This is a genomic window from Streptomyces sp. NPDC040610 (assembly GCF_055594065.1).
On the sequence record NZ_JBVIXA010000015.1, the window covers coordinates 1 to 19204 of the forward strand.

The following is a 19204-nucleotide window of genomic DNA, read 5'->3' on the forward strand; positions in this document are numbered from 1 at the left end:
CCCAACACAAACAACGGCCACACCCGCCGCACCACCAACACCACCACCACAACCACCTGCAACCCCAACCCCGCCCACGGCCCAAACCGCGGATGCTCTTCCCGGGGAAAGCCGCTCCAAAAGGCAACGAAGACGTTGAGTGCGATGAGAGTGGCGACGAGGATGGTGTCCTGAACGGCGCTGCGGCCCAACCATCGAATCGGCCCTGTCACGCGGTCACCCTACTGTCGCCCACACGCCCACGAAGCGGACGTGGTCCATACGAAACAGCGGAGCGTACGAAAGTGGGTAGCGCGCTCCCGAAGTTGCAACCTTGGTCGCTTCCACTGCACACGAAGCGCTCTGCCTCGCTCCCCGCCCCGGTTGTTTGGCTGGTGGGACAACGACAGCCACAGGGGCGGAGGGGCAGTGCCACAGCAGATGCGGCAGGCAGCGCGGGACCGGGCGGAGGCGTCACATGCGGACGCCCGTGTTCCGCTCCCGCTCGGTGTGCCGCGGCCCGCCCGCCGCCCGGACCGGCGTGCCGTCCACTGGTGGCTGACGCAGAACCTCCTGGTCGTCGTACCGGTGCTTGCCGCCCTCGCGGCCGCGGCGCTGACCCCCGACGCCCCCTCCTGGCTGTGGCCCGTCTTCGCGGTCCTGTGCCCCCTCGGCGTCGGCTACGCGCTGCTCACGCCCTGGTACCGCTACCGCGTGCACCGCTGGGAGGCGGGCGACGACGCGGTGTGCGCGACCTTCGGCTGGCTCACCCGGGAATGGCGGGTCGTGCCGTTCACCCGCATCCAGACCCTCGACACCAAGCGCGGCCCGCTGATGCAGCTCTTCGGGCTGTCCGCGGTGACCGTGACGACCGCGTCGGCGGCGGGCCCGGTCACCATCGTCGGCCTGGACCGGCGCCTGGCCGAGGAACTGGTCCAGGACCTCACCGAGCGCGTCCGCGCCCTGCGTGAGGACGGCACGTGAGCGTGCGGACACCGGTGCTCGACGTGCCGAACCAGCAGCCGCCGACCGCGGAGCAGCCGTGGCAGCGACTGCACCCGCGCATGATCGTGGTCAGCGTCAGCTGGCTCGTGGGCCCGGCCGTGCCCCTGCTCGGCGCCATCCTCGTGGCCCGCGACCTGCTCAACACCCACGGTCTGATCGTGCTCGGCTCCTACATCGTGGTGGCGGGCGTCCAGGCCGGACACGAGTGGGTGCGCTACCGCACCACCCGCTTCCGGATCACCGACAGCAAGGTCGAGCTGCACTCCGGGCTGTTCTTCCGTACCGACAAGTCGATTCCCCGCGACCGCGTCCGCAGCGCCGACCTGACCGCCAACCCCGTGCACCGCCTTTTCGGGCTCGCGGCCGTCAAGGTCGGCACCGGGCAGCACACCGGCCGCAGCGAGGACGACGAGCTGGTGCTCGACGGGATCTCGCGCGAGCAGGCGGTCCAGTTCCGGGCCCTGCTGCTGAGCCGCGCCGAGGGGCGGGACACCGGCGGCGAGGCCCCCGCGCTGCCGGTGCCGCTCGCGCGGACGCACTGGTCCTGGGCCCGCTACGCGCCGCTGACCGTCACCACGTTCGCCGGGGTCCTGGCCGTGGTCACCGCTGTCTCCAAGCTCCTGGACACCCTCGGGCTCGACGTCACCGACAGCGGCACCGCGCGGAGCGTCTGGGACTGGCTGGCGGCCGTGCCGCTCGCCGTGGCCGTCGCCGTAGTGACGCTGGTGCTGGTCGCCATCGGCGTCGCGGGCTCCCTCGTGACGTTCGCCGAGGCCTGGTACGGACACCGCGTCGAACGCGAGCCGGAAGGCGCCCTGCACCTCAGCCGCGGCCTGCTCACCTCCCGGTCGGTGTCCGTGGCCGAGCGGCGGATCTGCGGGGTGGAGCTGAGCCGCCCGCTGCCCCTGCGGCTGCTCGCCGCCGGGCGGCTGACCCTCCTGGCCACCGGGCTCGGCGGCCGCGGCACCCAGTTCCCCGGCGCGTTCGGCCCGGCCCAGCTGATCCCGGCCGCGCCCCTGAACTCCGCGCACCAGATCACGGCCGACGTCCTCAACGAGGCCGCGTCGCCGATCACTCAGGCAGTGCTGCGCGGCCACCCCCGGCCCGCGCTGCGCCGCCGTCTGGTGCGCGGTTGCCTGTGGGCCCCGGCCGGGGCCGCCGCCCTGGCCGGGGCCGGCACGGTCGCCGGAGCGCTGCCCTGGTGGGCCGCCCCCGTGGCCGCGGCGCTCACCGCGGTCTGCGGGGCGCCGCTCGCGGTGGACGCCTATCGCGGCCTCGGCCACGCCCTGTGCGGCGACTACCTCGTCGTACGACAAGGCACGTTCGTCCGGCGCACGGTGGTGCTGCGGCGCGACCGCGTCGTCGGCTGGACCGGCAGACAGACGTACACGCAGCGCCGCGCCGGACTGTGCACGCTGACCGCCACCACCGCGGCCGGGAAGGGCGCCGTCCGCATACGCGACGTCGGCGTCGCCGACGGGCTCCGCTTCGCGGAGGAGGCGCTGCCCGGCCTCGTCGCCCCCTTCTGCGGCGCGCCGACCGACCCGAGCAAGCACCGCGACTAGCACCGAGCCGCACCTCAAGCCCCCGCAAGACCAAGTACTTCGGTGTGATCCGGAGTGGAGGAAGGAACCGTGTTCAAAGCACTAGGACGTTTCGTCGTCGGCCACCGCTGGCTGGTGATCATCGGCTGGCTCATCGCCGGGGCGGCCGTGATCGGCTACGCCCCGTCGCTGACCACCACAACCGATCAGGCCGAGTTCCTTCCCAAGCACTACGAGTCGATCCAGGCGCAGAAGATCCAGGAGAAGGCGTTCCCGAAGGGCTTCAGCCCCTCCGCGATCGTGGTCTTCACGCGTGCGGACGGCAAGCCCCTGGACAAGGCCGACTCGGCGAAGGTCACCAAGGTCGGCAAGGCGCTGCAGGCCAAGAAGTACGACAAGGTCGAGCAGGTCATCACCGCGCCGCCGTCACCGCACAAGAAGGTGCAGACGGTGATGGTGTCGATGGCCGACGTGAAGGCGGGCGACAAGAGCCAGCAGCACGCGGTCGAGGACATGCGCGACGACCTCAAGTCGATGGTCGCCGACTCCGGGCTGAAGTACGGCGTCACCGGAGACGCGGCCACTCAGCTCGACAACGAGGAAGCGTCCAAGAAGGCCGACGGGCTGATCTTCATCGGCACCATCGTCCTGATCGTCGTCCTGATGACGATCATCTTCCGCAGTCCCACGATCACCGTCCTCACCATCGTCGGCATCACGCTGGTCGCCCAGATCGCCAACGGCCTGATCGCGACCGCCGCCAAGGAGTTCCACCTCAAGGCCGACAGCTCGGTGTCCTCGCTGCTGATCGTGGTGCTCTTCGGCGTCGGCACCGACTACATCCTGTTCCTGATGTTCCGCTACCGGGAACGGCTGCGGCTCGGTGAGGACCCGAAGACCGCGATGATCTCCGCCGTCGGCCGGGTCGGCGAGGCCATCGCCTCGGCCGCCGGAGCCGTCATCGTCTGCTTCCTGGCGCTGTTGCTCTCCTCGCTCAGCTTCCTCGTCTCCATGGGCCCGGCCCTGGCCATCGCCATCGGCGTGACCCTGCTCGCCAGCCTCACCCTGATCCCGGCGATCATCTCGCTGATGGGCACCAAGGTGTTCTGGCCGTCCAAGTCCTGGCAGCGGGAGCCGCGCGCGGCCCGCTTCGAGGCCGTGGGCAAGTCCGTGGCGCGCCGCCCCGGCCTGTTCGCCATCGGCTCGGGCCTGCTCATGATCGTCCTCGCGCTGGGTTCGTTCGGCTACAAGCCGACCTTCGCGAGCCAGGAGGACGAGAACTCCAAGAAGGAGTCCCAGGTCGCCCTGCACGCCATGAGCCAGGACCTGCCGGCGGGCAGCACCAACCCCAGCACCGTCCTGATGCGGTCCACGAACGGCGAGAAGCTGGACGAGGGCGACATGAAGGCCTTCGTCGGCAAGCTGAAGCAGGTCGAGGGCGTGGGCAGCGCCTCGCGTGCGCAGCTCAGCAAGGACGGCACGGTGGCCGAGTTCAACGCCGTCCTGACCATGGACCCGAACGGCCGCAAGGCCATGGACGTCGTCCGCGGCCCGCTGCGGACCACGGCCCACGAGTCCGCGCCGCCCGGCACCGAGACCAAGGTCGGCGGCGTCACCTCCGTGTTCGTCGACATCAACAAGGCCGTCAACCGGGACTTCTCCGTGGTGTTCCCGACCGCGGCCGTGCTCATCATGCTCATCCTCGGCCTGCTGCTGCGCAGCATCGTCGCCCCGATCTACCTGATGGTCTCCGTGGCCCTCGGCTTCGGCGCGACCCTCGGCGCGAGCGTCATCCTCTTCCAGCAGATCGAGGGCCAGTCGGGCCTGACCTTCTTCCTACCCGTGATCATGTACTTGTTCGTCGTGGCCATCGGCACCGACTACAACATCCTGATGGTCGCGCGCCTGCGCGAAGAGGCGAAGGAAGGCCTCGGACCGCGTGAGGCCACCGCCAAGAGCATCCAGCACGCGGGCCCGACGGTGGCCGCGGCCGGTGTGATCCTCGCGGGCACGTTCGCGTCGATGCTGCTCGCCAGCGATGTCTCGCTCGCCCAGATCGGGTTCGCGGTCGCCTTCGGCATCGTCATCGGGGCCTTCGTGATGGCCATGTTCTTCACGCCCGCCCTCACCGCCCTGCTCGGCCGGGCCGCGTGGTGGCCGCGCCGCATCCGGCAGGAGCCGCCGCGCCAGGGCACCCCGCCGGGCGCCGGACACCAGCATCCGGTGCCCGCCCAGAGCGGCAGCCCGTACGCGTCCTACCCGCCCCAGGGACGCGGCGACTGACGGGACCGGATTCCCCCCGGGTCCGGTCCGCACGAGAAAGGGCCCCCACCGCGAAAGCGGTGGGGGCCCTTTCTCGTGGGGGTTCTCGAAGAGTGTGACCCTGGTGTCGAGTTCTGCTCTCCTGCTACTCGGCGATTTTCGTGCGGCCGACCCAGCGCAGTTTCAGCGGCCCCGACGCGTCGTCGAGCGAAGCCGCGTCGAGCGTGACCGGCGCGTCAATGAACTCGTAGTGCTCGTAGCCATTTCCGTGCCGAATCTTGATCTTCTCGGCGGAGCAGATCACTTCGTTCAACTCGGCGAGGACGACATTCCCCGAAAGCGTACTCGGACCGCCTTCGAGGTGGACGGAGTTCAACGTGATGGCGGAGATGGTGCTGTCGATTCCTCGCATGGGTCACCTCTCGTCTTGACACCTCTGACTTGTGAGATTGTTCTGCGGCCGCGCGGGGTTCGGATAGCCCCGTAGTACCCCTCAATAACCCCTATCGCCGGGGTGTCTCACTCCGTGGAAGTGGGGGAAGTTCACGACCGCACAGCGGTTGGCACCGGCTCGGGGTGCCCCTGCGGCTGCTGCCCGTTCGGCGCGCAGGGAAGGGGGCTGGACGCGAGCGCGCTGAACTTCTCACCGAGCGGCTGGATGACGTTCCGCTCGATCTCGTAGTAGCTCGTGAGCGCCGAGAGCGGTACGCGGCGCAGATGCCAACGGCCCGTGAGATTGCAGCCGATCTCCGGGTCCGGCGTGAAGTGCCCGGTCAGCCAGCCCTGGTCCTCGCCGTCGAGGGTGTGCTCCAGACGGAAGTGGTTGAACAGGCTCTGCGCCGTCGTGCGCACCGTCTCCCGCGGGTCCTGCGGCCGGGGCTCGGCCACGCCGAACCAACACTCGGGCTCCCCGGCGTCCTTGACGTAGGCGTCGTTGAAGCCGAGCCACGGCCACACGAACGCGATGTGGCGGGCGTCGGCGGTGCGCACGTCATCGGCGCGGCGGCCGTCCGTGATCCGGTCGGCGTCGATGTAGAACCGGCCAAGCCAGCTCGGCAGCCACAGGTAGTAGGGGTACGAACTGTCGTCGGACAGCAGATAGCTGTTGGCATTCGAGAACAGTTCGTTCCCGGCTATGGGGCGCAGTCGCACCCCGTACTCGGGCAGACTGAAACGCACGCTGAGAACCTCGAAGAACGACCGGACGTCCTGGAAGTAGGCGGCGAACGTGTCGTAGGCGCCTGCGGTTTCGGCTACGACATCTTTGCGGAAGATCATGTGGTTTCTCCAGCGACTCAGGCGTGCGGTCCCTGGCGGCAAGAAGCGCGGGGGACGGAATGTGCTAAGACGGGTACGTGAGCGCGACTGTAGATCAACATCAGAGTGCGGTAAACCATGCAATGGCAAACACGACCACGCCGTCGACGGCGCGAACTCGCCAGCCATTACCGGCCGTTCCCGAACTCGACACGGCGATAGTCGGAGCCGGAATCAGCGGCTGTCTCCTGGCGTCCCGCCTGGCCCGGCACCGGGAACGCGCCGGTGAATTCCACCCCGGTCGCGTGGCGCTCTTCGAACGCGCGCACCGCGTGGGCGGACGGCTGTGGTCGGTCCCCATGGGCGACGGCCTGTACGCCGACCTCGGGGCGATGCGGCTGCACAGCGGACTGCGGCAGGTCCTCGACGTCGTCGACGAGGCGGGACTCACGGGCGACCTGGTGCCCTTCGACTTCGGACGCCCCGAGAACCCCACCCACGTACGCGGCGTGACGCTGCGCCAGCGCCACCTGGCCGACGCCGGGAGCATCCCGTACCACCTCGCGGACGGCGAACGCGGCCTGAGCCCCGGCGACCTGGTGCTCCGCGCGGCCGACGCGCTCGTCCCCGGCTTCACCGCACTGCGCCGCCGCCACCACGAGGCCCTGGAGCGGGGCGACACGGAGCGCGCCGCCCGATGCGCCACCACGTTCCGCACCCGCCGCGGCCGGGCGACCGTCGGGGGACAGCCCCTGCGGTGGTCCACGTACGCCGACGCCCTGCGGGCCGTGCTCGGGGCCGAGGCGGTCGCGCTCCTCCACGACACCGGCGGCTACGACGTGGCGTACAGCCGGGAGAACGCCGCCGAACAGCTCGGCATCCTCTTCCGCACCCCACCCCGCGCCGCGTATCTGACGCTGCGCCGCGGCATGCAGAGCCTGCCCCTCGCCCTGCGCGACCGCTTCACCGCGGCGGGCGGCACCCTGCGCCTCGGCCACCGGCTCCTGCGCGTCGACCGCGCGGAGCCGCACCACGACCGCGCCGCGCCCGCCGCCCCCGCACCCCGGGACACCCGCCGCCCCCGCTACCGCCTGACGTTCGCCCTGGAGGACCCCGAAGGCCGCGCCACCGGCGCGTACGCCCACGTCCATGCGCACACCGTCGTCCTGGCCCTGCCCCAGGGCCCCCTGCTGCGGCTCGACGGGGACGGGCTGCCGTTCACACCCCGGCTGCGCGCGGACCTGGCGGCGGTCGAGGCCGTGCCCGCGCACAAGCTCTTCCTGCTGTACCGGACGGCCTGGTGGCACGACCTCGGCATGACGCGGGGCCGCGCCACGACGGACCTGCCGCTGCGGCAGCTCTGGTACGGCGGCACCTGCCCGCCCCCCGGCCCCGCCCGCGCCGACGGCCCCGCGCTGCTGCTCGCCGCCTACCCCAGCGGGCCCGCCACGAAGACCTGGGACGCGTTGCGCGAGGCCCGTGCCGCCCCCTCCGATCCGGGTGCCGCCAGCACCGACCCCGGCCCGGCCCTGGTCGAGCGTGCCCAGCGCCTCCTGCAGCGGATGCACGGCCTGCCCCGCATCGAGGCCCCGCTGTCCGTGCGCCGGCAGGACTGGAACCTGCCGCCGCACGACGGGGCCTGGCACGTGTGGCGGCCCGGGTACGACCCCGACGAGATCGCGCCGCGCGTCCGCAGACCGCTGCCCGGCGAGGCGGTGCACATCGTCAGCGACTGCTGGACGTCCGACCCCGGCTCCATCGAGGGGGCCGTGGCCAGCGCCGAAACCGTGCTGCGGGAGCACCTGGGGTGCGGGCGGCCGTCGTCCCGCCAGGGCCGACAAGGTAGGTTCGGGCTACAGATTCATTCGGTTGTGGGGGCTCACACAGGGTGATGCCTCCCGTGTGGCGTGTGGTGAGGTGTGCGGCATGGCAGTGCTGACGGCGGGGAAGGTCCTGCGGTTCGACGAGGTCCGCGGTTACGGGTTCATCGCCCCCGAGGTGGGCGACGAGGACGTGTTCATGCACGCGAACGACCTGGTGGACGAGAAGTACCTCTACCAGGAGGGAAGCCAGGTCGAGTTCTTCCTGGAGATGGGGGAGAAGGGGCCCAAGGCGTCCAACATCCGCCTGGTCCACCAGTCCACCTCGCACCAGCTGCCCCGCGGCGGCCTCGCCGCGCGCCCCGCCGCTGCCGCCGACGGCGAGCGCACCGCGTCGACGGCCGACGCCTTCAGCCAGGAGCTGACCGAGGCCCTGCTCGACTCGGTGGGCTCGCTGACGGGCGACCAGATCAAGCGGGTCAGGGCCTGCGTCCTCGACCTGGCGCAGGCGCGGGGCTGGGTCGCCCCGTAGGTTGGACACGGCGTGGACACGTCCCCCTGCGGGACAGGCGGCCTCGGCGCGACGCGCACGGACCCGGCAGGCCGGACACCGTCCCGTGGGACGGACAAGGTGAGGAGCGGCGATGAGTGACACCGGCGGAGCCATCGGCATCCACGACGACCGGGGCGACGGAGCCCTGCGGGCCCGCGAGGACGGCCAAGTCGTCGGCGAGATCGTCTACTTCACGCTGTCCGGGCCCGCGCCCGCCCTCGTGCCCGTGCACACGGAGGTGCCGTCCGCGCACGCGGGCCGGGGCATCGCGGGCGCCCTCGCCCGGGAGCTGTACGCGATCGCCGCCCGCGAGGGCCGCGCCGTCGTGCCGCTGTGCCCGTACGTCGCCAAGTGGGCCGAGCGCCACCCGGACGAGGCACCGGCCCCGTCCGCCGCGCTCGTCGAGGCCGCCCTCGCCAAGGCCGAGGCGGACCCGTCGGCGTGGTGACCCTGGCGCTCCTGCACACCTCGCCCGCGCACATCCCCGTCTTCGACTCCCTGCGCGACGCGGACCACCCGGGCCTCACGCTGCGCCACCTCGTCCACGAGGAACTGCTCGCGCGCGCCCGCGCGGAGGGCCCCGGCGCCGTCGCCGACGCCGTCCGCGCGGCGCTCGTCGAGGCCGCCGAGGGCGCCGACGCCGTGATGTGCACCTGCTCGACCATCGGCGGCGTCGCCGAGGCGCACGCCGCCGACGCGGGCGTGCCCGTGCTGCGCGTCGACCGGCCCATGGCGGCCGCCGCGGTGCGCGCGGGCCCGGCCGTCGCCGTCGTCGCCACGGTCGCCTCGACCCTGGAGCCGACCGCCGCCCTCGTGCGCGAGGAGGCCGCCCGCGCGGGCCGACCCGTCGACATCCGGACCTTCCTGGTGGAGGGCGCCTGGGAGCGGTTCGACGCGGGGGACCGGGCGGGGTACCTGGGGCTCGTCGCCGACGCCGTCGAGCGGATCGCGGGCCCGGTCGGCGCGGTCCTCCTCGCGCAGGCGTCCATGGCCGACGCGGCCGACCGCGCGCCCGTAGGAACGCCCGTGCTCAGCAGCCCCCGCACCGGCCTGCGCGAAGCCGCCCGCCTGTGCGGGCACACCGCGGCGCGACCCGCGCCGGACCCGGCCGCCGTACCGCGGACGGATCACCCCCAGGAATGAGGCGTCCGCGCGGGAGCCCCGCCTAGGGTTCGACCATGACCTCACCCGAAGAAGCCGTGATCAGTCCGACGGGCTGGGTGGCCGAACAGGCCCGCCTGTACGAGGAGTCGGGCGGGACGAAGGGCGCCGTCGTCCAGGGCGCCCCCTGTCTGCTGCTGGACTACCGGGGCCGCCGCTCCGGGCAGTGGCGGCGCACCGTCCTCATCTACGGCCGCGACGGAGACGACTATCTGATCGTGGCGTCCAACGGCGGCGCCGACACGCACCCGCTGTGGTACCTGAACCTGCGCGACGAGCCCGACGTCCGGCTGCGCGTGGGCACCGAGCGGTTCGACGCCCGCGCGGAGACCCTCTCGGCCGAGGACAAGGAACGCGTCTGGCCGCACCTCGTCGAGGTCTTCGCCCCGTACGCCGACTACCGCCGGAAGACCACCCGGGACATCCCCGTCGTACGCCTCAGCCGCGTACGGGACTGACCTGCCGCCGCCGTACGCCGATCGGGTGACCCGGGTCCGCGGGGGCCCGGGTGGCCCGGATCACCGGGACGGGGACGCGTGGACTCGGCGGGCGTGGGCACGCGAGGCGGGAGAGAGTGGAGACGCCCGCGGCCCGGTCCTCCGGGCCTCCTGTGGGCCGGTTCCGGCCCCGGGCGCGACCCGCCTCCGATCCGCTGGAGGAACCATGACCCACCCGTTCCCCGACCCCGTACCGCCCGGACCCACCCCGGGCCCCCACCCGGACCCGACGCCGGGCCCCGGCCCCGCACCCGACCCGGGCGGGCCGCCGCGCCCCGTCCCGGACCCCGTGCCGCTGCCGGAGCCGTCGCCGTCGCCGGTGCCGAGGCCGCCGGGTCCCGGCCCGGACCCCGTACCGCCGGAGCCCGAGCCGTCACCCATGTGACCGAGCGCTACGCGGACACCTCGGAGCGGTCGCCGCCCCACAGCGTGTGGAACGACCCTTCCCGGTCCGTGCGCCGGTAGGTGTGCGCCCCGAAGTAGTCCCGCTGCCCCTGCGTGAGCGCGGCCGGGAGCCGGTCGGCGCGCAGCGCGTCGTAGTAGGCGAGGGCCGCGGCGAAGCCCGGTGCGGGGACGCCCTGGAGCGTCGCGGCGACCAGGACGGCACGCCAGTCGTCCTGGGCCTCGCCGATCTCCCGCGCGAAGCCCTCGTCGGCGAGCAGGCTCGGCAGGTCGCCGCGCGCGTCGTAGGCGGCGCGGATGCGGTCGAGGAACGCGGCGCGGATGATGCAGCCGCCGCGCCAGATCGAGGCGACCTGGCCCAGGTCGATGTTCCAGTCGTACTCGTCGCTGCCCGCCGCGATCTCGTGGAAGCCCTGCGTGTACGACACGATCTTGGACGCGTACAGCGCCTGCTCGACCTGGTCGGCGAACGCGGCCGCCTCCTCCTTGCCGAGCGGCTCCGCCTTCGGGCCCGCGAGGCCGCGGGAGGCGTCGCGCAGGTCCTTGTGACCGGACAGCGAACGGGCGAACACCGCCTCCGCGATGCCCGACACCGGCACGCCGAGGTCGAGGGCGATCTGCACGGTCCAGCGGCCGGTTCCCTTCTGCTCCGCCTGGTCCTGGACGACGTCCACGAACGGCGCGCCGGTCGCGGCGTCGACGTGCGCGAGGACCTCGGCGGTGATCTCGATCAGGTAGGAGTCGAGGCGGCCGGTGTTCCAGGTCCGGAAGATGTCCGCGATCTCGGCGGGGGAGTATCCGGCGACGTCACGCAGCAGTTGGTACGCCTCGGCGATCAGCTGCATGTCCGCGTACTCGATGCCGTTGTGCACCATCTTCACGAAGTGACCGGCGCCGTCCGGGCCGATGTGCGCCGTGCAGGGGCTGCCGTCGGCGGCCTTCGCGGAGATCTTCTCCAGCATCGGGCCGAGCGCCTCGTAGGACTCCTTGGAGCCGCCCGGCATGATGCTCGGGCCGTTCAGGGCGCCCTCCTCGCCGCCGGACACGCCCGTGCCGACGAAGTGGATGCCCTGCTCGCGCAGCTCGCGCTCGCGCCGCCGGGTGTCCGCGAAGTGCGCGTTGCCGCCGTCCACGATCATGTCGCCCGGCTCGAGCAGCGGCGCGAACTCCTTGATGACCGCGTCCGTGGGCTCCCCGGCCTTGACCATGACGACAAGGCGGCGCGGGCGCTCCAGGGCCGCGACGAAATCTTCGGCGGACTCGGCGGCGACGAACTCGCCCTCGTGGCCGAACTCCTCGACAAGGGCACGGGTCTTGGCCGCCGTGCGGTTGTGCACCGCGACCGTGTAGCCGTTGCGGGCGAAATTGCGGGCGAGGTTGCGCCCCATCACCGCGAGTCCCGTGACACCGATCTGCGCTGAAGCACTCATGCTCTGGCTCCTGAGTTCCTGGGTAAACCGAGGTATCGCATCTGTGCGCCAGTATCACCCGGCGGCGTACCGTGACTTCCCGACAGCGTGTCCGAAGGAGGAGGCGCCCGTGCCCCATTTCGACCTGCCCTTGGAGGAACTCCGCCGATACCGTCCGGAATTGCCCGAGCCGGACGACTTCGACGGGTTCTGGGAGAAGACCCTTTCGGCCGCGCGTGAACACGATCTGAACGCGCGGTTCGAGCGGGTCGCGACGCCCCTGGCGACGGTCGAGGTGTTCGACGTGACGTACGCGGGCTTCGGCGGGCAGCCGGTCAAGGGCTGGCTCCTGGTCCCCGCGGGGACGACCGGGCCGCTGCCCACGATCGTGGAGTACATCGGGTACGGGGGCGGGCGGGGGCTGCCGCACCAGCGGCTGCTGTGGTCGGCCGCCGGGTACGCGCACTTCGTGATGGACACGCGGGGGCAGGCCAGCAGCGGCTCCGCGGGGGACACGCCGGACCCGGTGGGCAGCGGCCCCGCGCACCCGGGCTACCTGACCCGCGGCATCGACGACCCGCACGACTACTACTACCGGCGCGTGTTCACCGACGGCGTGCGCGCCGTCGAGGCCGCCCGCAGCCACCCCCTGGTGGACGCCGCACGCGTCGCCGCGGTCGGCGGCAGCCAGGGCGGCGGTATCTCCATCGCCGTCGGCGGGCTGCTCGGCGACCTCGCGGCGATCGCCCCCGACGTGCCGTTCCTGTGCGACTTCCCGCGCGCGGTGACGCTCTCGGAGCGGCTGCCGTACCGGGAGATCGCCCAGTATCTGCGGACCCGGACCGGCCGGGACGAGCGGGTGTTCCGGACGCTTTCGTACTTCGACGGGGTGCACTTCGCCGCGCGCGGTCGTGCGCCCGCGCTTTTCTCCGCCGCCCTGGAGGACGAGACCTGCCCGCCGTCCACCGTTTTCGCCGCATTCAACTCCTATGCGGGGGCGGAACGTTCGATGGAGGTGTACTCCTTCAACGACCATGAAGGCGGCGGACCTTATCAGGAAGACGTGCAACTCCGGTGGCTTGCGGGGCATTTGGGAAAGTGACTCGGAACCACCCCGTGCAAAGCCCCCTCGGCGCCGTACTCTTGTCACGCCCATGGCCGACCGGCTAACTTGCGGCCTTGTCCTGTGGCTGAACGTGTGACCAGTCCGACGTGTGTCTGAGGGGGCTTTCATGGCCTTACGAGGCCGGCATCGCCGGTACCAGCCGAGCCGGATCAACCGTGCCTCGCTCACGGTCACGGCGGGCGGGGCCGGCATCGCCCTGCCGCTGATGTCCGCGGGCACGGGCCACGCCGCGGACGTGGACACCTGGAACAAGGTCGCGGCCTGCGAGTCCACCAACAACTGGAGCATCAACACCGGCAACGGCTTCTACGGCGGCCTCCAGTTCACCCAGTCCACCTGGGCGGCCTACGGCGGCACGGCCTATGCCTCGCGCGCCGACCTCGCCACCAAGAGCCAGCAGATCGCCGTCGCCGAGAAGGTCCTCGACGGCCAGGGCCCCGGCGCCTGGCCGGTGTGCTCCCAGCGCGCGGGCCTCACGCGCGGCGGCGACGGCCCCGACCTCCGGCCGGCCTCGGCCCCGCAGCAGCGGAAGGCGACCGGCGCGGCGAAGACCGACGGCGCCCCCAAGACCCCCAAGCGCACCGTCCGTGACGTCAAGCCCGAGGTGACACCGCAGTCCACCGCGGGCACCGCCCGGATGTACACGGTCGTCCGCGGCGACACCCTCTCCGGCATCGCCGAGGAGCGCCGCGTCCGGGGCGGCTGGCCGCAGCTGTACGAGAACAACCGCCGCTCCATCGGCGCCGACCCGGACCTCATCACGCCCGGCCAGCGGCTCTCGCTGCGCGGCGCGGAGCGGGGCAAGGCCCCCGTGCGCCCGCCGGAGCGCCGCACGCCGCCCGAGCGCGAGAAGCGCCCGGAGAAGCGGCCCGTGCAGCACGACGCGAAGAAGCCCGAGAAGAAGCAGGAGCGCAGGCCCGAGCGGGCACACCCGCCGGCCAAGGAGCACAGGCCCGCGCCCAAGCCAAAGCGGGACACCGCGCCCGCGGGGCGGCAGAAGGCCGAGGCCGCCACGTCCTCGTCCGGCGCGACCGCACCCGTCTCCGGCTCCATCGGCACGCCGTACCACGCCACGGGCAGCTCCTGGTCGAAGGGCTACCACACGGGCGTCGACTTCCCCGTGCCCACCGGCACGTCCGTGAAGGCCGTCGCCTCGGGCACGGTCGTCTCGTCCGGATGGGGCGGCAGTTACGGCTACCAGGTCGTCATCCGGCACACCGACGGCAAGTACTCGCAGTACGCCCATCTGTCGGCGCTCACGGTGAAGGCCGGGCAGAAGGTCGGCCCCGGCCAGCGCATCGGCCGCTCCGGCTCGACCGGCAACAGCACGGGGCCGCACCTGCACTTCGAGATCAGGACGGGCCCCGGCTTCGGCGCGGACGTGGATCCGCTGGCGTACTTGCGGGCGCGTGGGGTGCGTATCTGAGACGCGGGGTGCGTATCTGAGGCTCCGTTCCCCGCACCGTCTCGTTCCCCGCAGGGGCTCAGGGAGGTCCCACGCGGGCCCGGCAGTCGCTGTCTCGGGTTCAGGGCACGCTGTGCTGCTCCCGCGCGGGCCGCGTCAGCGACGCCCGCGGGAACGCCGTCTTCACCGACGACGGCTGGAGCGGCATCGCGGTCAGGGGCTCGGGCACCAGATGCTGTTCCGGAGCGGGCTGTTCGCCGGTCAGTGGGCGGCGGCCCGGCTCGGTCCGGGGGCGTTCGTCGTGGACGGGCCTGCGCTGCTCGGTGACTTTGGTGTCGTCGGCGGCGCGGGCTGCGGGTGACGGCGACGCGGTGCTGTCGGCGCCGTCGAGGCTGTCCAGGGGGCGGTCCAGGAACTGGGTGCCCGTCCCGGTGCCGGTGGGGCGTTCGCTCGCCGTGGCGGGCGCGTCGCTCTGGTGCGGGGCGCCGATACGTTCCGTCGTCAGCAGGATGAGTCCGCCCGCCGCGACGACGCCGCAGGCCAGGGCGACGGCCGTGCCCGCCGTGCCGTAGCGGAAGGATTCTCCGAACAGGGTGAGCCCGACCGCGGCCGCGATCACCGGGTTCACGACGGTCACCGCCGACAGCGGCGCCGCGAGGCCCGCGCCCCGGTAGGAGGCCTGCGAGAGCAGCAGCCCGCTGACCGCGAGGACCGCGATGACGGCGAGGCTCGGCACCTGCCGCGTCAGCGGCTCGTGCGCGTCCCAGTCCACCGCGACCGTCTTGGTGAACACCGAGGAGATGCCGAAGGCGATGCCCGCGGCCGTGGCGAGCAGCATGCCGCGCACCGCGGGGTGCCGGTGGGCGGCATGCGCAAGGAGCATCAGCGTGACGACCGCGCCACCGGTGCCGAGGGCGAGCCCGATCCGCTCGGTGTCGGCGAGCGACTGCGAGGCGGTCGCCTGCGTCAGCGAGAGCATCCCGACCAGACCCACCGTCGCCATGATCGCGCCGCGCCAGGCCGTGGAACCCGCCTTGCGGCGGACGAACACCGCCGCCATCGGTAGCGCGAACACGATCGTCAGGGCGCCCAGCGGCTGCACCAGGCTCAGCGGCCCGTAGGCGAGCGCCACCACGTGCAGGAGGCCGCCGAGGCCGTTGAGGACCACGGCGATCCACCAGGCGCCGTTGCGCAGGGGAGCGTACTGCTGCTCCGCGGACTTGGCCGCCACCTGCTCCTGGATGATCGCCCCGCCCGCGTAGGCCACGGCGGAGATCAGGGAGAGCACGATGGACAGCGCGAGGGCACTCATGAGGTGCTCCGGGGCGCGCGGCACGACCGTGCGGAACGGTCGGCGGGGTCCCTGTGCATCCGGTGTGCCCGGTGCGGCGAGCGGTCGGCTTCCATGTTCACCACAATGTCGCGCGGAGCGCGCCAAGTCGTCGTCCCTGAGCAGTCAATCTGTCCTACTACCGATGGAGTACGACCCCCTCCATGTCCTCCCCAGGTCTGGTTGCCCCTGGGAATCGTTGGCCTGCTGTACTGCTCTGGTGACTACTCAGGAGTATCGGGAGCGCGGAATCGACTGGGCCGTCGTCGGGTCCGTGGGTGGCTTCTTCTCTCTCAGGATGGGCCAGGGCGGCGGCGGGCGCCATGTGCCGCTGGCAAGTTGCTACGCGAGTGACGGAACGGACGCGGAGGGTGACCCGCTCGCCTTCCGGGTGGCCAAGGTCGCCGCCCGCCTCGCCGCCCCCGAGGACCGTGTCGCCGCCTCGGTGGCGCAGCTCGGCCTCGCCGCCCGGCTGTGGTCCCTGGCGCTCGGCCCCGCGGCGCTGTACGGGCGCGTGCCCGACCTGGACCCGCAGCGGTTGCTGTGGGACGCGGACGGCACCTCGCCCGACGACCTGCGGCTCACCGGCGACCGTACGTTTCCGGCCGACGCCACCCGCGTCCACGAGGTCGTCCACGACCGGCACCTCGCGCCGCTCGCCACCGCCCTGCGCGCCCGCTTCCGGATCTCCCCGGCCCTGTTGCGCGGCAACTCCGGTTCCGCCCTCGCCGGAGCGGCCCGCGAACTGCACGCATGGGCCGCCCGCGAGGGCCGCCCCGACGTGGGGGAACGAGCCCTGGGCCTCGCCGCCGAACTCTTCGCCCACCCCTCCCTCACCGGAACCGGAACCCTCCGGGGGACCGCGTTCAGGCGCCGCAGCTGCTGCCTCTACTACCGCTGTCCGAATGGCGGCCTGTGCGGCGACTGCTGTTTCGACCGGCCCCCGCAGCGGTCTTCCCACGGCGCGGCGTCTGGGTGACCATGAGGGAGCCGGCCGACGACGGGGGGCTCCGCTCGTGAAAGTGGGACTGCTCACCCGCGAGTACCCGCCGGACGTCTATGGCGGCGCGGGTGTCCATGTCGAGTTCCTGGCACGGGAGTTACAGAAGCTCACCGAACTCGACGTGCACTGCTGGGGCGAGGGCTCGGCCGACGGCGTCGTGCGCCACCGCGCCTGGGCGGACCTCGACACCGCCAACGACGCGCTGCGCACCCTGTCCGTGGACCTCTCCATGGCGGCCGCCCTCGAAGGCCGCGACCTCGTCCACTCCCACACCTGGTACGCCAACCTCGCCGGACACGTCGGCAAGCTCCTGCACGGCATCCCGCACGTCATGACCACGCACTCCCTGGAGCCCCGGCGCCCCTGGAAGGCCGAGCAGCTCGGCGGCGGCTACGCCCTCTCCTGCTGGGCCGAACGCACCGCCATCGAGGCCGCCGACGCCGTCATCGCCGTCTCCCGCGGCATGCGCGAGGACATCCTCGACTGCTACCCGGCCGTCGACCCGGCGAAGGTGCACGTCGTCCACAACGGCATCGACACCGACGTGTACCGCCCCGACCCGGGCACCAGCGCCCTGCACCGGAACGGCATCGACGAGGCCCGCCCCTATGTGCTGTTCGTCGGCCGCATCACCCGCCAGAAGGGCGTGCCGCATCTGCTGCGCGCCGCCCGGCACCTGGACCCCGGCGTCCAGCTCGTGCTGTGCGCGGGCGCCCCCGACACCCCGGAGATCGACCGGGAGTTCCGGGAACTCTTCGAGGAGCTCGGCCGCACCCGCGACGGCGTCACCTGGATCCCGCGGATGCTGCCCCGCCCCGAGGTCGTCCAACTCCTCACCCACGCGGCGGTGTTCGTGTGCCCGTCGGTGTACGAGCCGCTCGGCATCGTCAACCTGGAGGCGATGGCGTGCGGCACCGCCGTCGTGGCCTCGCGCGTCGGCGGCATCCCGGAGGTCGTCTCCGACGGCACGACGGGTCTCCTCGTGCCCTACGACGCGCGCCGACCCGAGCGTTTCGAGCACGACCTGGCCGTGCTCCTCAACCACCTCGCCGCCGACCCGCGCCGGGCCGGGGCGATGGGCGCGGCCGGACGCCACCGCGCGGAGCGCGAGTTCGGCTGGGGCGCGGTGGCGCGGCGCACGCTCGATGTGTACGAGGGCGTCACAGGGTTACTCAAGTCCTAGGAGCGGCAGGGGGCGGCCATGCGCGGTGGACCTTCGGTGCTGGGGATCGTGCTCGCGGGCGGGGAGGGCAAACGGCTGATGCCGCTCACGGCCGACCGGGCGAAACCGGCGGTGACCTTCGGCGGGACGTACCGCCTCGTCGACTTCGTGCTCTCCAACCTCGTCAACGGCGACATCCTGCGGATCTGCGTCCTCACGCAGTACAAGTCGCACTCCCTGGACCGGCACGTCTCCACCACCTGGCGGATGTCGAGCCTGCTCGGCAACTACGTCACGCCGGTCCCCGCCCAGCAGCGCCTCGGCCCCCGCTGGTACCTGGGCAGCGCCGACGCCATCCTGCAGTCCCTGAACCTCGTGCACGACGAACAGCCGGACTACATCGCGGTGTTCGGCGCCGACCACGTCTACCGCATGGACCCGCGCCACATGCTGGCCCGGCACATCGAGTCCGGCGCGGGCGTCACGGTCGCCGGGATCCGGGTGCCGCGCGCGGACGCCTCGCAGTTCGGGATCATCACCCCGGCCGGGGACGGCACCCGCGTGGAGAGCTTCCTGGAGAAGCCCGAGAGCCCGCCGGGCCTGCCCGGGTCCCCCCACCAGGTGCTCGCCTCCATGGGCAACTACATCTTCACGACCAAGGCCCTGGTGGACGCGTTGCAGCGGGACGCCGAGAACTCGGACTCCGTGCACGACATGGGTGGTTCGATCCTGCCGTCCCTCACCGAGCGCGGCGTCGCGCAGGTCTACGACTTCGGCGACAACCACGTCCCCGGCGAGACCCCCCGCGACCACGGCTACTGGCGCGACGTGGGCACCATGGACGCGTACTACGAGGCCCACATGGACCTGATCTCCGACCAGCCCGCCTTCAACCTGGACAACCGCCGCTGGCCCATCTACACCCACTCCGGCCAGCTGCCGCCCGCCAAGTTCTGCGCGGGCGGCATCGCGAGCGAGTCCGTGGTCAGCCCCGGCTGCGTCATCCGTGGCCAGGTCACCCGCTCCGTCCTCTCGCCCGGGGTGAGCATCGACGAGGGCGCCGTGGTCCAGGGCTCGGTGCTGCACGACAACGTCCGCGTCGGCCGGGGCGCGGTGGTGCGCGGCGCCGTCCTCGACAAGAACGTCGACGTCCCGCCCGGCGCCACCATCGGCGTCAACCCGGAGCGGGACGAGGAGCTGTACACGGTGTCGGAGGGCGGGGTGATCGCGCTCGGGAAGGGGCAGCGGGTGGCGCTCGACGGCGCGTCACCCACGTATCCCTAGGCGAT

General features: G+C 72.3%; 18 protein-coding genes. 13 read left to right on the forward strand and 5 right to left on the reverse strand.

Going from position 1 to position 19204, the window contains the following annotated elements; genetic code table 11:
• The coding region (locus ACZ6AA_RS34750) for a hypothetical protein (protein WP_380839950.1) at nucleotides 1-212 on the reverse strand (212 nt) is incomplete at its 3' end.
• 196 nt (nucleotides 213-408) lie between these two features.
• Here ACZ6AA_RS34750 and ACZ6AA_RS34755 point away from each other — a divergent pair.
• The 3 genes from ACZ6AA_RS34755 (at nucleotide 409) to ACZ6AA_RS34765 (ending at nucleotide 4811) form a co-directional block, all read left to right on the forward strand.
• Complete coding sequence (locus ACZ6AA_RS34755; RefSeq protein ID WP_471462429.1) at nucleotides 409-963, forward strand: PH domain-containing protein; 555 nt, start codon at nucleotides 409-411, stop codon at nucleotides 961-963.
• Nucleotides 960-2549, forward strand: a complete 1590-nt coding sequence (locus ACZ6AA_RS34760) for a PH domain-containing protein (protein WP_468460849.1) — start codon at nucleotides 960-962, stop codon at nucleotides 2547-2549. Before ACZ6AA_RS34755 ends, ACZ6AA_RS34760 begins: the two co-directional genes overlap by 4 nt.
• A 69-nt stretch (nucleotides 2550-2618) precedes the next feature.
• The gene (locus tag ACZ6AA_RS34765; protein WP_468460847.1) at nucleotides 2619-4811 is read left to right on the forward strand and encodes an MMPL family transporter; all 2193 of its coding nucleotides are present in this window, start codon (nucleotides 2619-2621) and stop codon (nucleotides 4809-4811) included.
• Between the two features lie 124 nt (nucleotides 4812-4935).
• On the opposite strand, the gene ACZ6AA_RS34770 is transcribed toward ACZ6AA_RS34765, so the two are convergent.
• Nucleotides 4936-5202, reverse strand: a complete 267-nt coding sequence (locus ACZ6AA_RS34770; RefSeq protein WP_405652471.1) for a DUF5988 family protein — start codon at nucleotides 5200-5202, stop codon at nucleotides 4936-4938.
• A gap of 131 nt (nucleotides 5203-5333) precedes the next feature.
• Complete coding sequence (locus tag ACZ6AA_RS34775; protein ID WP_471462432.1) at nucleotides 5334-6068, reverse strand: hypothetical protein; 735 nt, start codon at nucleotides 6066-6068, stop codon at nucleotides 5334-5336.
• Between the two features lie 122 nt (nucleotides 6069-6190).
• Here ACZ6AA_RS34775 and ACZ6AA_RS34780 point away from each other — a divergent pair, with 122 nt between their 5' ends.
• From ACZ6AA_RS34780 to ACZ6AA_RS34800, 5 genes are all read left to right on the forward strand, one after another.
• Nucleotides 6191-7939: a flavin monoamine oxidase family protein gene (locus ACZ6AA_RS34780; protein WP_468483361.1), complete on the forward strand. Its 1749-nt coding sequence runs from the start codon at nucleotides 6191-6193 to the stop codon at nucleotides 7937-7939.
• Nucleotides 7940-7973: 34 nt separating this feature from the next.
• Nucleotides 7974-8399 (forward strand): cold-shock protein, encoded by a 426-nt coding sequence (locus tag ACZ6AA_RS34785; protein WP_468460841.1) that lies wholly within the window; start codon nucleotides 7974-7976, stop codon nucleotides 8397-8399.
• A gap of 112 nt (nucleotides 8400-8511) precedes the next feature.
• The gene (locus ACZ6AA_RS34790; RefSeq protein WP_471462434.1) at nucleotides 8512-8868 is read left to right on the forward strand and encodes a GNAT family N-acetyltransferase; all 357 of its coding nucleotides are present in this window, start codon (nucleotides 8512-8514) and stop codon (nucleotides 8866-8868) included.
• Nucleotides 8865-9563 carry an aspartate/glutamate racemase family protein gene (locus ACZ6AA_RS34795; protein ID WP_471462436.1) on the forward strand — a complete coding sequence of 233 codons (699 nt, stop codon included), beginning with the start codon at nucleotides 8865-8867 and terminating at the stop codon, nucleotides 9561-9563. The genes ACZ6AA_RS34790 and ACZ6AA_RS34795 overlap by 4 nt, the downstream gene beginning before the upstream one ends.
• A gap of 35 nt (nucleotides 9564-9598) precedes the next feature.
• Nucleotides 9599-10039 (forward strand): nitroreductase family deazaflavin-dependent oxidoreductase, encoded by a 441-nt coding sequence (locus tag ACZ6AA_RS34800; protein WP_468460836.1) that lies wholly within the window; start codon nucleotides 9599-9601, stop codon nucleotides 10037-10039.
• Nucleotides 10040-10470: 431 nt separating this feature from the next.
• On the opposite strand, the gene gndA is transcribed toward ACZ6AA_RS34800, so the two are convergent.
• The gene (gene gndA, locus ACZ6AA_RS34805) at nucleotides 10471-11910 is read right to left on the reverse strand and encodes an NADP-dependent phosphogluconate dehydrogenase (protein WP_468460834.1); all 1440 of its coding nucleotides are present in this window, start codon (nucleotides 11908-11910) and stop codon (nucleotides 10471-10473) included.
• Nucleotides 11911-12019: 109 nt separating this feature from the next.
• Between gndA and ACZ6AA_RS34810 the strand changes: the two genes are divergently transcribed.
• On the forward strand, nucleotides 12020-12991 hold the full coding sequence (locus ACZ6AA_RS34810; RefSeq protein WP_471462439.1) for an acetylxylan esterase: 972 nt from the start codon (nucleotides 12020-12022) through the stop codon (nucleotides 12989-12991).
• Nucleotides 12992-13121: 130 nt separating this feature from the next.
• A complete protein-coding gene (locus ACZ6AA_RS34815) occupies nucleotides 13122-14441 on the forward strand; it encodes a transglycosylase family protein (RefSeq protein WP_468460831.1) in 1320 nt (439 codons plus the stop codon).
• A 100-nt stretch (nucleotides 14442-14541) separates the two neighbouring features.
• On the opposite strand, the gene ACZ6AA_RS34820 is transcribed toward ACZ6AA_RS34815, so the two are convergent.
• Nucleotides 14542-15732 carry a DMT family transporter gene (locus ACZ6AA_RS34820; protein ID WP_468483297.1) on the reverse strand — a complete coding sequence of 397 codons (1191 nt, stop codon included), beginning with the start codon at nucleotides 15730-15732 and terminating at the stop codon, nucleotides 14542-14544.
• A 316-nt stretch (nucleotides 15733-16048) separates the two neighbouring features.
• Between ACZ6AA_RS34820 and ACZ6AA_RS34825 the strand changes: the two genes are divergently transcribed.
• Genes ACZ6AA_RS34825 through glgC form a run of 3 tightly spaced genes read left to right on the forward strand, consistent with a single transcriptional unit; the run spans nucleotide 16049 to nucleotide 19199 of the window.
• The gene (locus tag ACZ6AA_RS34825; protein ID WP_468460869.1) at nucleotides 16049-16729 is read left to right on the forward strand and encodes a (2Fe-2S)-binding protein; all 681 of its coding nucleotides are present in this window, start codon (nucleotides 16049-16051) and stop codon (nucleotides 16727-16729) included.
• Nucleotides 16730-16766: 37 nt separating this feature from the next.
• Complete coding sequence (gene glgA, locus ACZ6AA_RS34830) at nucleotides 16767-17936, forward strand: glycogen synthase (RefSeq protein WP_468460827.1); 1170 nt, start codon at nucleotides 16767-16769, stop codon at nucleotides 17934-17936.
• A gap of 18 nt (nucleotides 17937-17954) precedes the next feature.
• Complete coding sequence (glgC, locus tag ACZ6AA_RS34835) at nucleotides 17955-19199, forward strand: glucose-1-phosphate adenylyltransferase (RefSeq protein WP_468460825.1); 1245 nt, start codon at nucleotides 17955-17957, stop codon at nucleotides 19197-19199.
• Nucleotides 19200-19204 lie beyond the last annotated feature (5 nt).

Bases quoted from the DNA above. Each gene is read 5' to 3' on its own strand.
- ACZ6AA_RS34770 (WP_405652471.1), bottom strand. From the start codon at position 5,202: ATGCGAGGAATCGACAGCACCATCTCCGCCATCACGTTGAACTCCGTC.
- ACZ6AA_RS34775 (WP_471462432.1), bottom strand. From the start codon at position 6,068: ATGATCTTCCGCAAAGATGTCGTAGCCGAAACCGCAGGCGCCTACGAC.
- ACZ6AA_RS34780 (WP_468483361.1), top strand. From the start codon at position 6,191: ATGGCAAACACGACCACGCCGTCGACGGCGCGAACTCGCCAGCCATTA.
- ACZ6AA_RS34785 (WP_468460841.1), top strand. From the start codon at position 7,974: ATGGCAGTGCTGACGGCGGGGAAGGTCCTGCGGTTCGACGAGGTCCGC.
- ACZ6AA_RS34790 (WP_471462434.1), top strand. From the start codon at position 8,512: ATGAGTGACACCGGCGGAGCCATCGGCATCCACGACGACCGGGGCGAC.
- ACZ6AA_RS34800 (WP_468460836.1), top strand. From the start codon at position 9,599: ATGACCTCACCCGAAGAAGCCGTGATCAGTCCGACGGGCTGGGTGGCC.
- gndA (WP_468460834.1), bottom strand. From the start codon at position 11,910: ATGAGTGCTTCAGCGCAGATCGGTGTCACGGGACTCGCGGTGATGGGG.
- ACZ6AA_RS34815 (WP_468460831.1), top strand. From the start codon at position 13,122: ATGGCCTTACGAGGCCGGCATCGCCGGTACCAGCCGAGCCGGATCAAC.
- ACZ6AA_RS34820 (WP_468483297.1), bottom strand. From the start codon at position 15,732: ATGAGTGCCCTCGCGCTGTCCATCGTGCTCTCCCTGATCTCCGCCGTG.
- ACZ6AA_RS34825 (WP_468460869.1), top strand. From the start codon at position 16,049: ATGGGCCAGGGCGGCGGCGGGCGCCATGTGCCGCTGGCAAGTTGCTAC.
- glgC (WP_468460825.1), top strand. From the start codon at position 17,955: ATGCGCGGTGGACCTTCGGTGCTGGGGATCGTGCTCGCGGGCGGGGAG.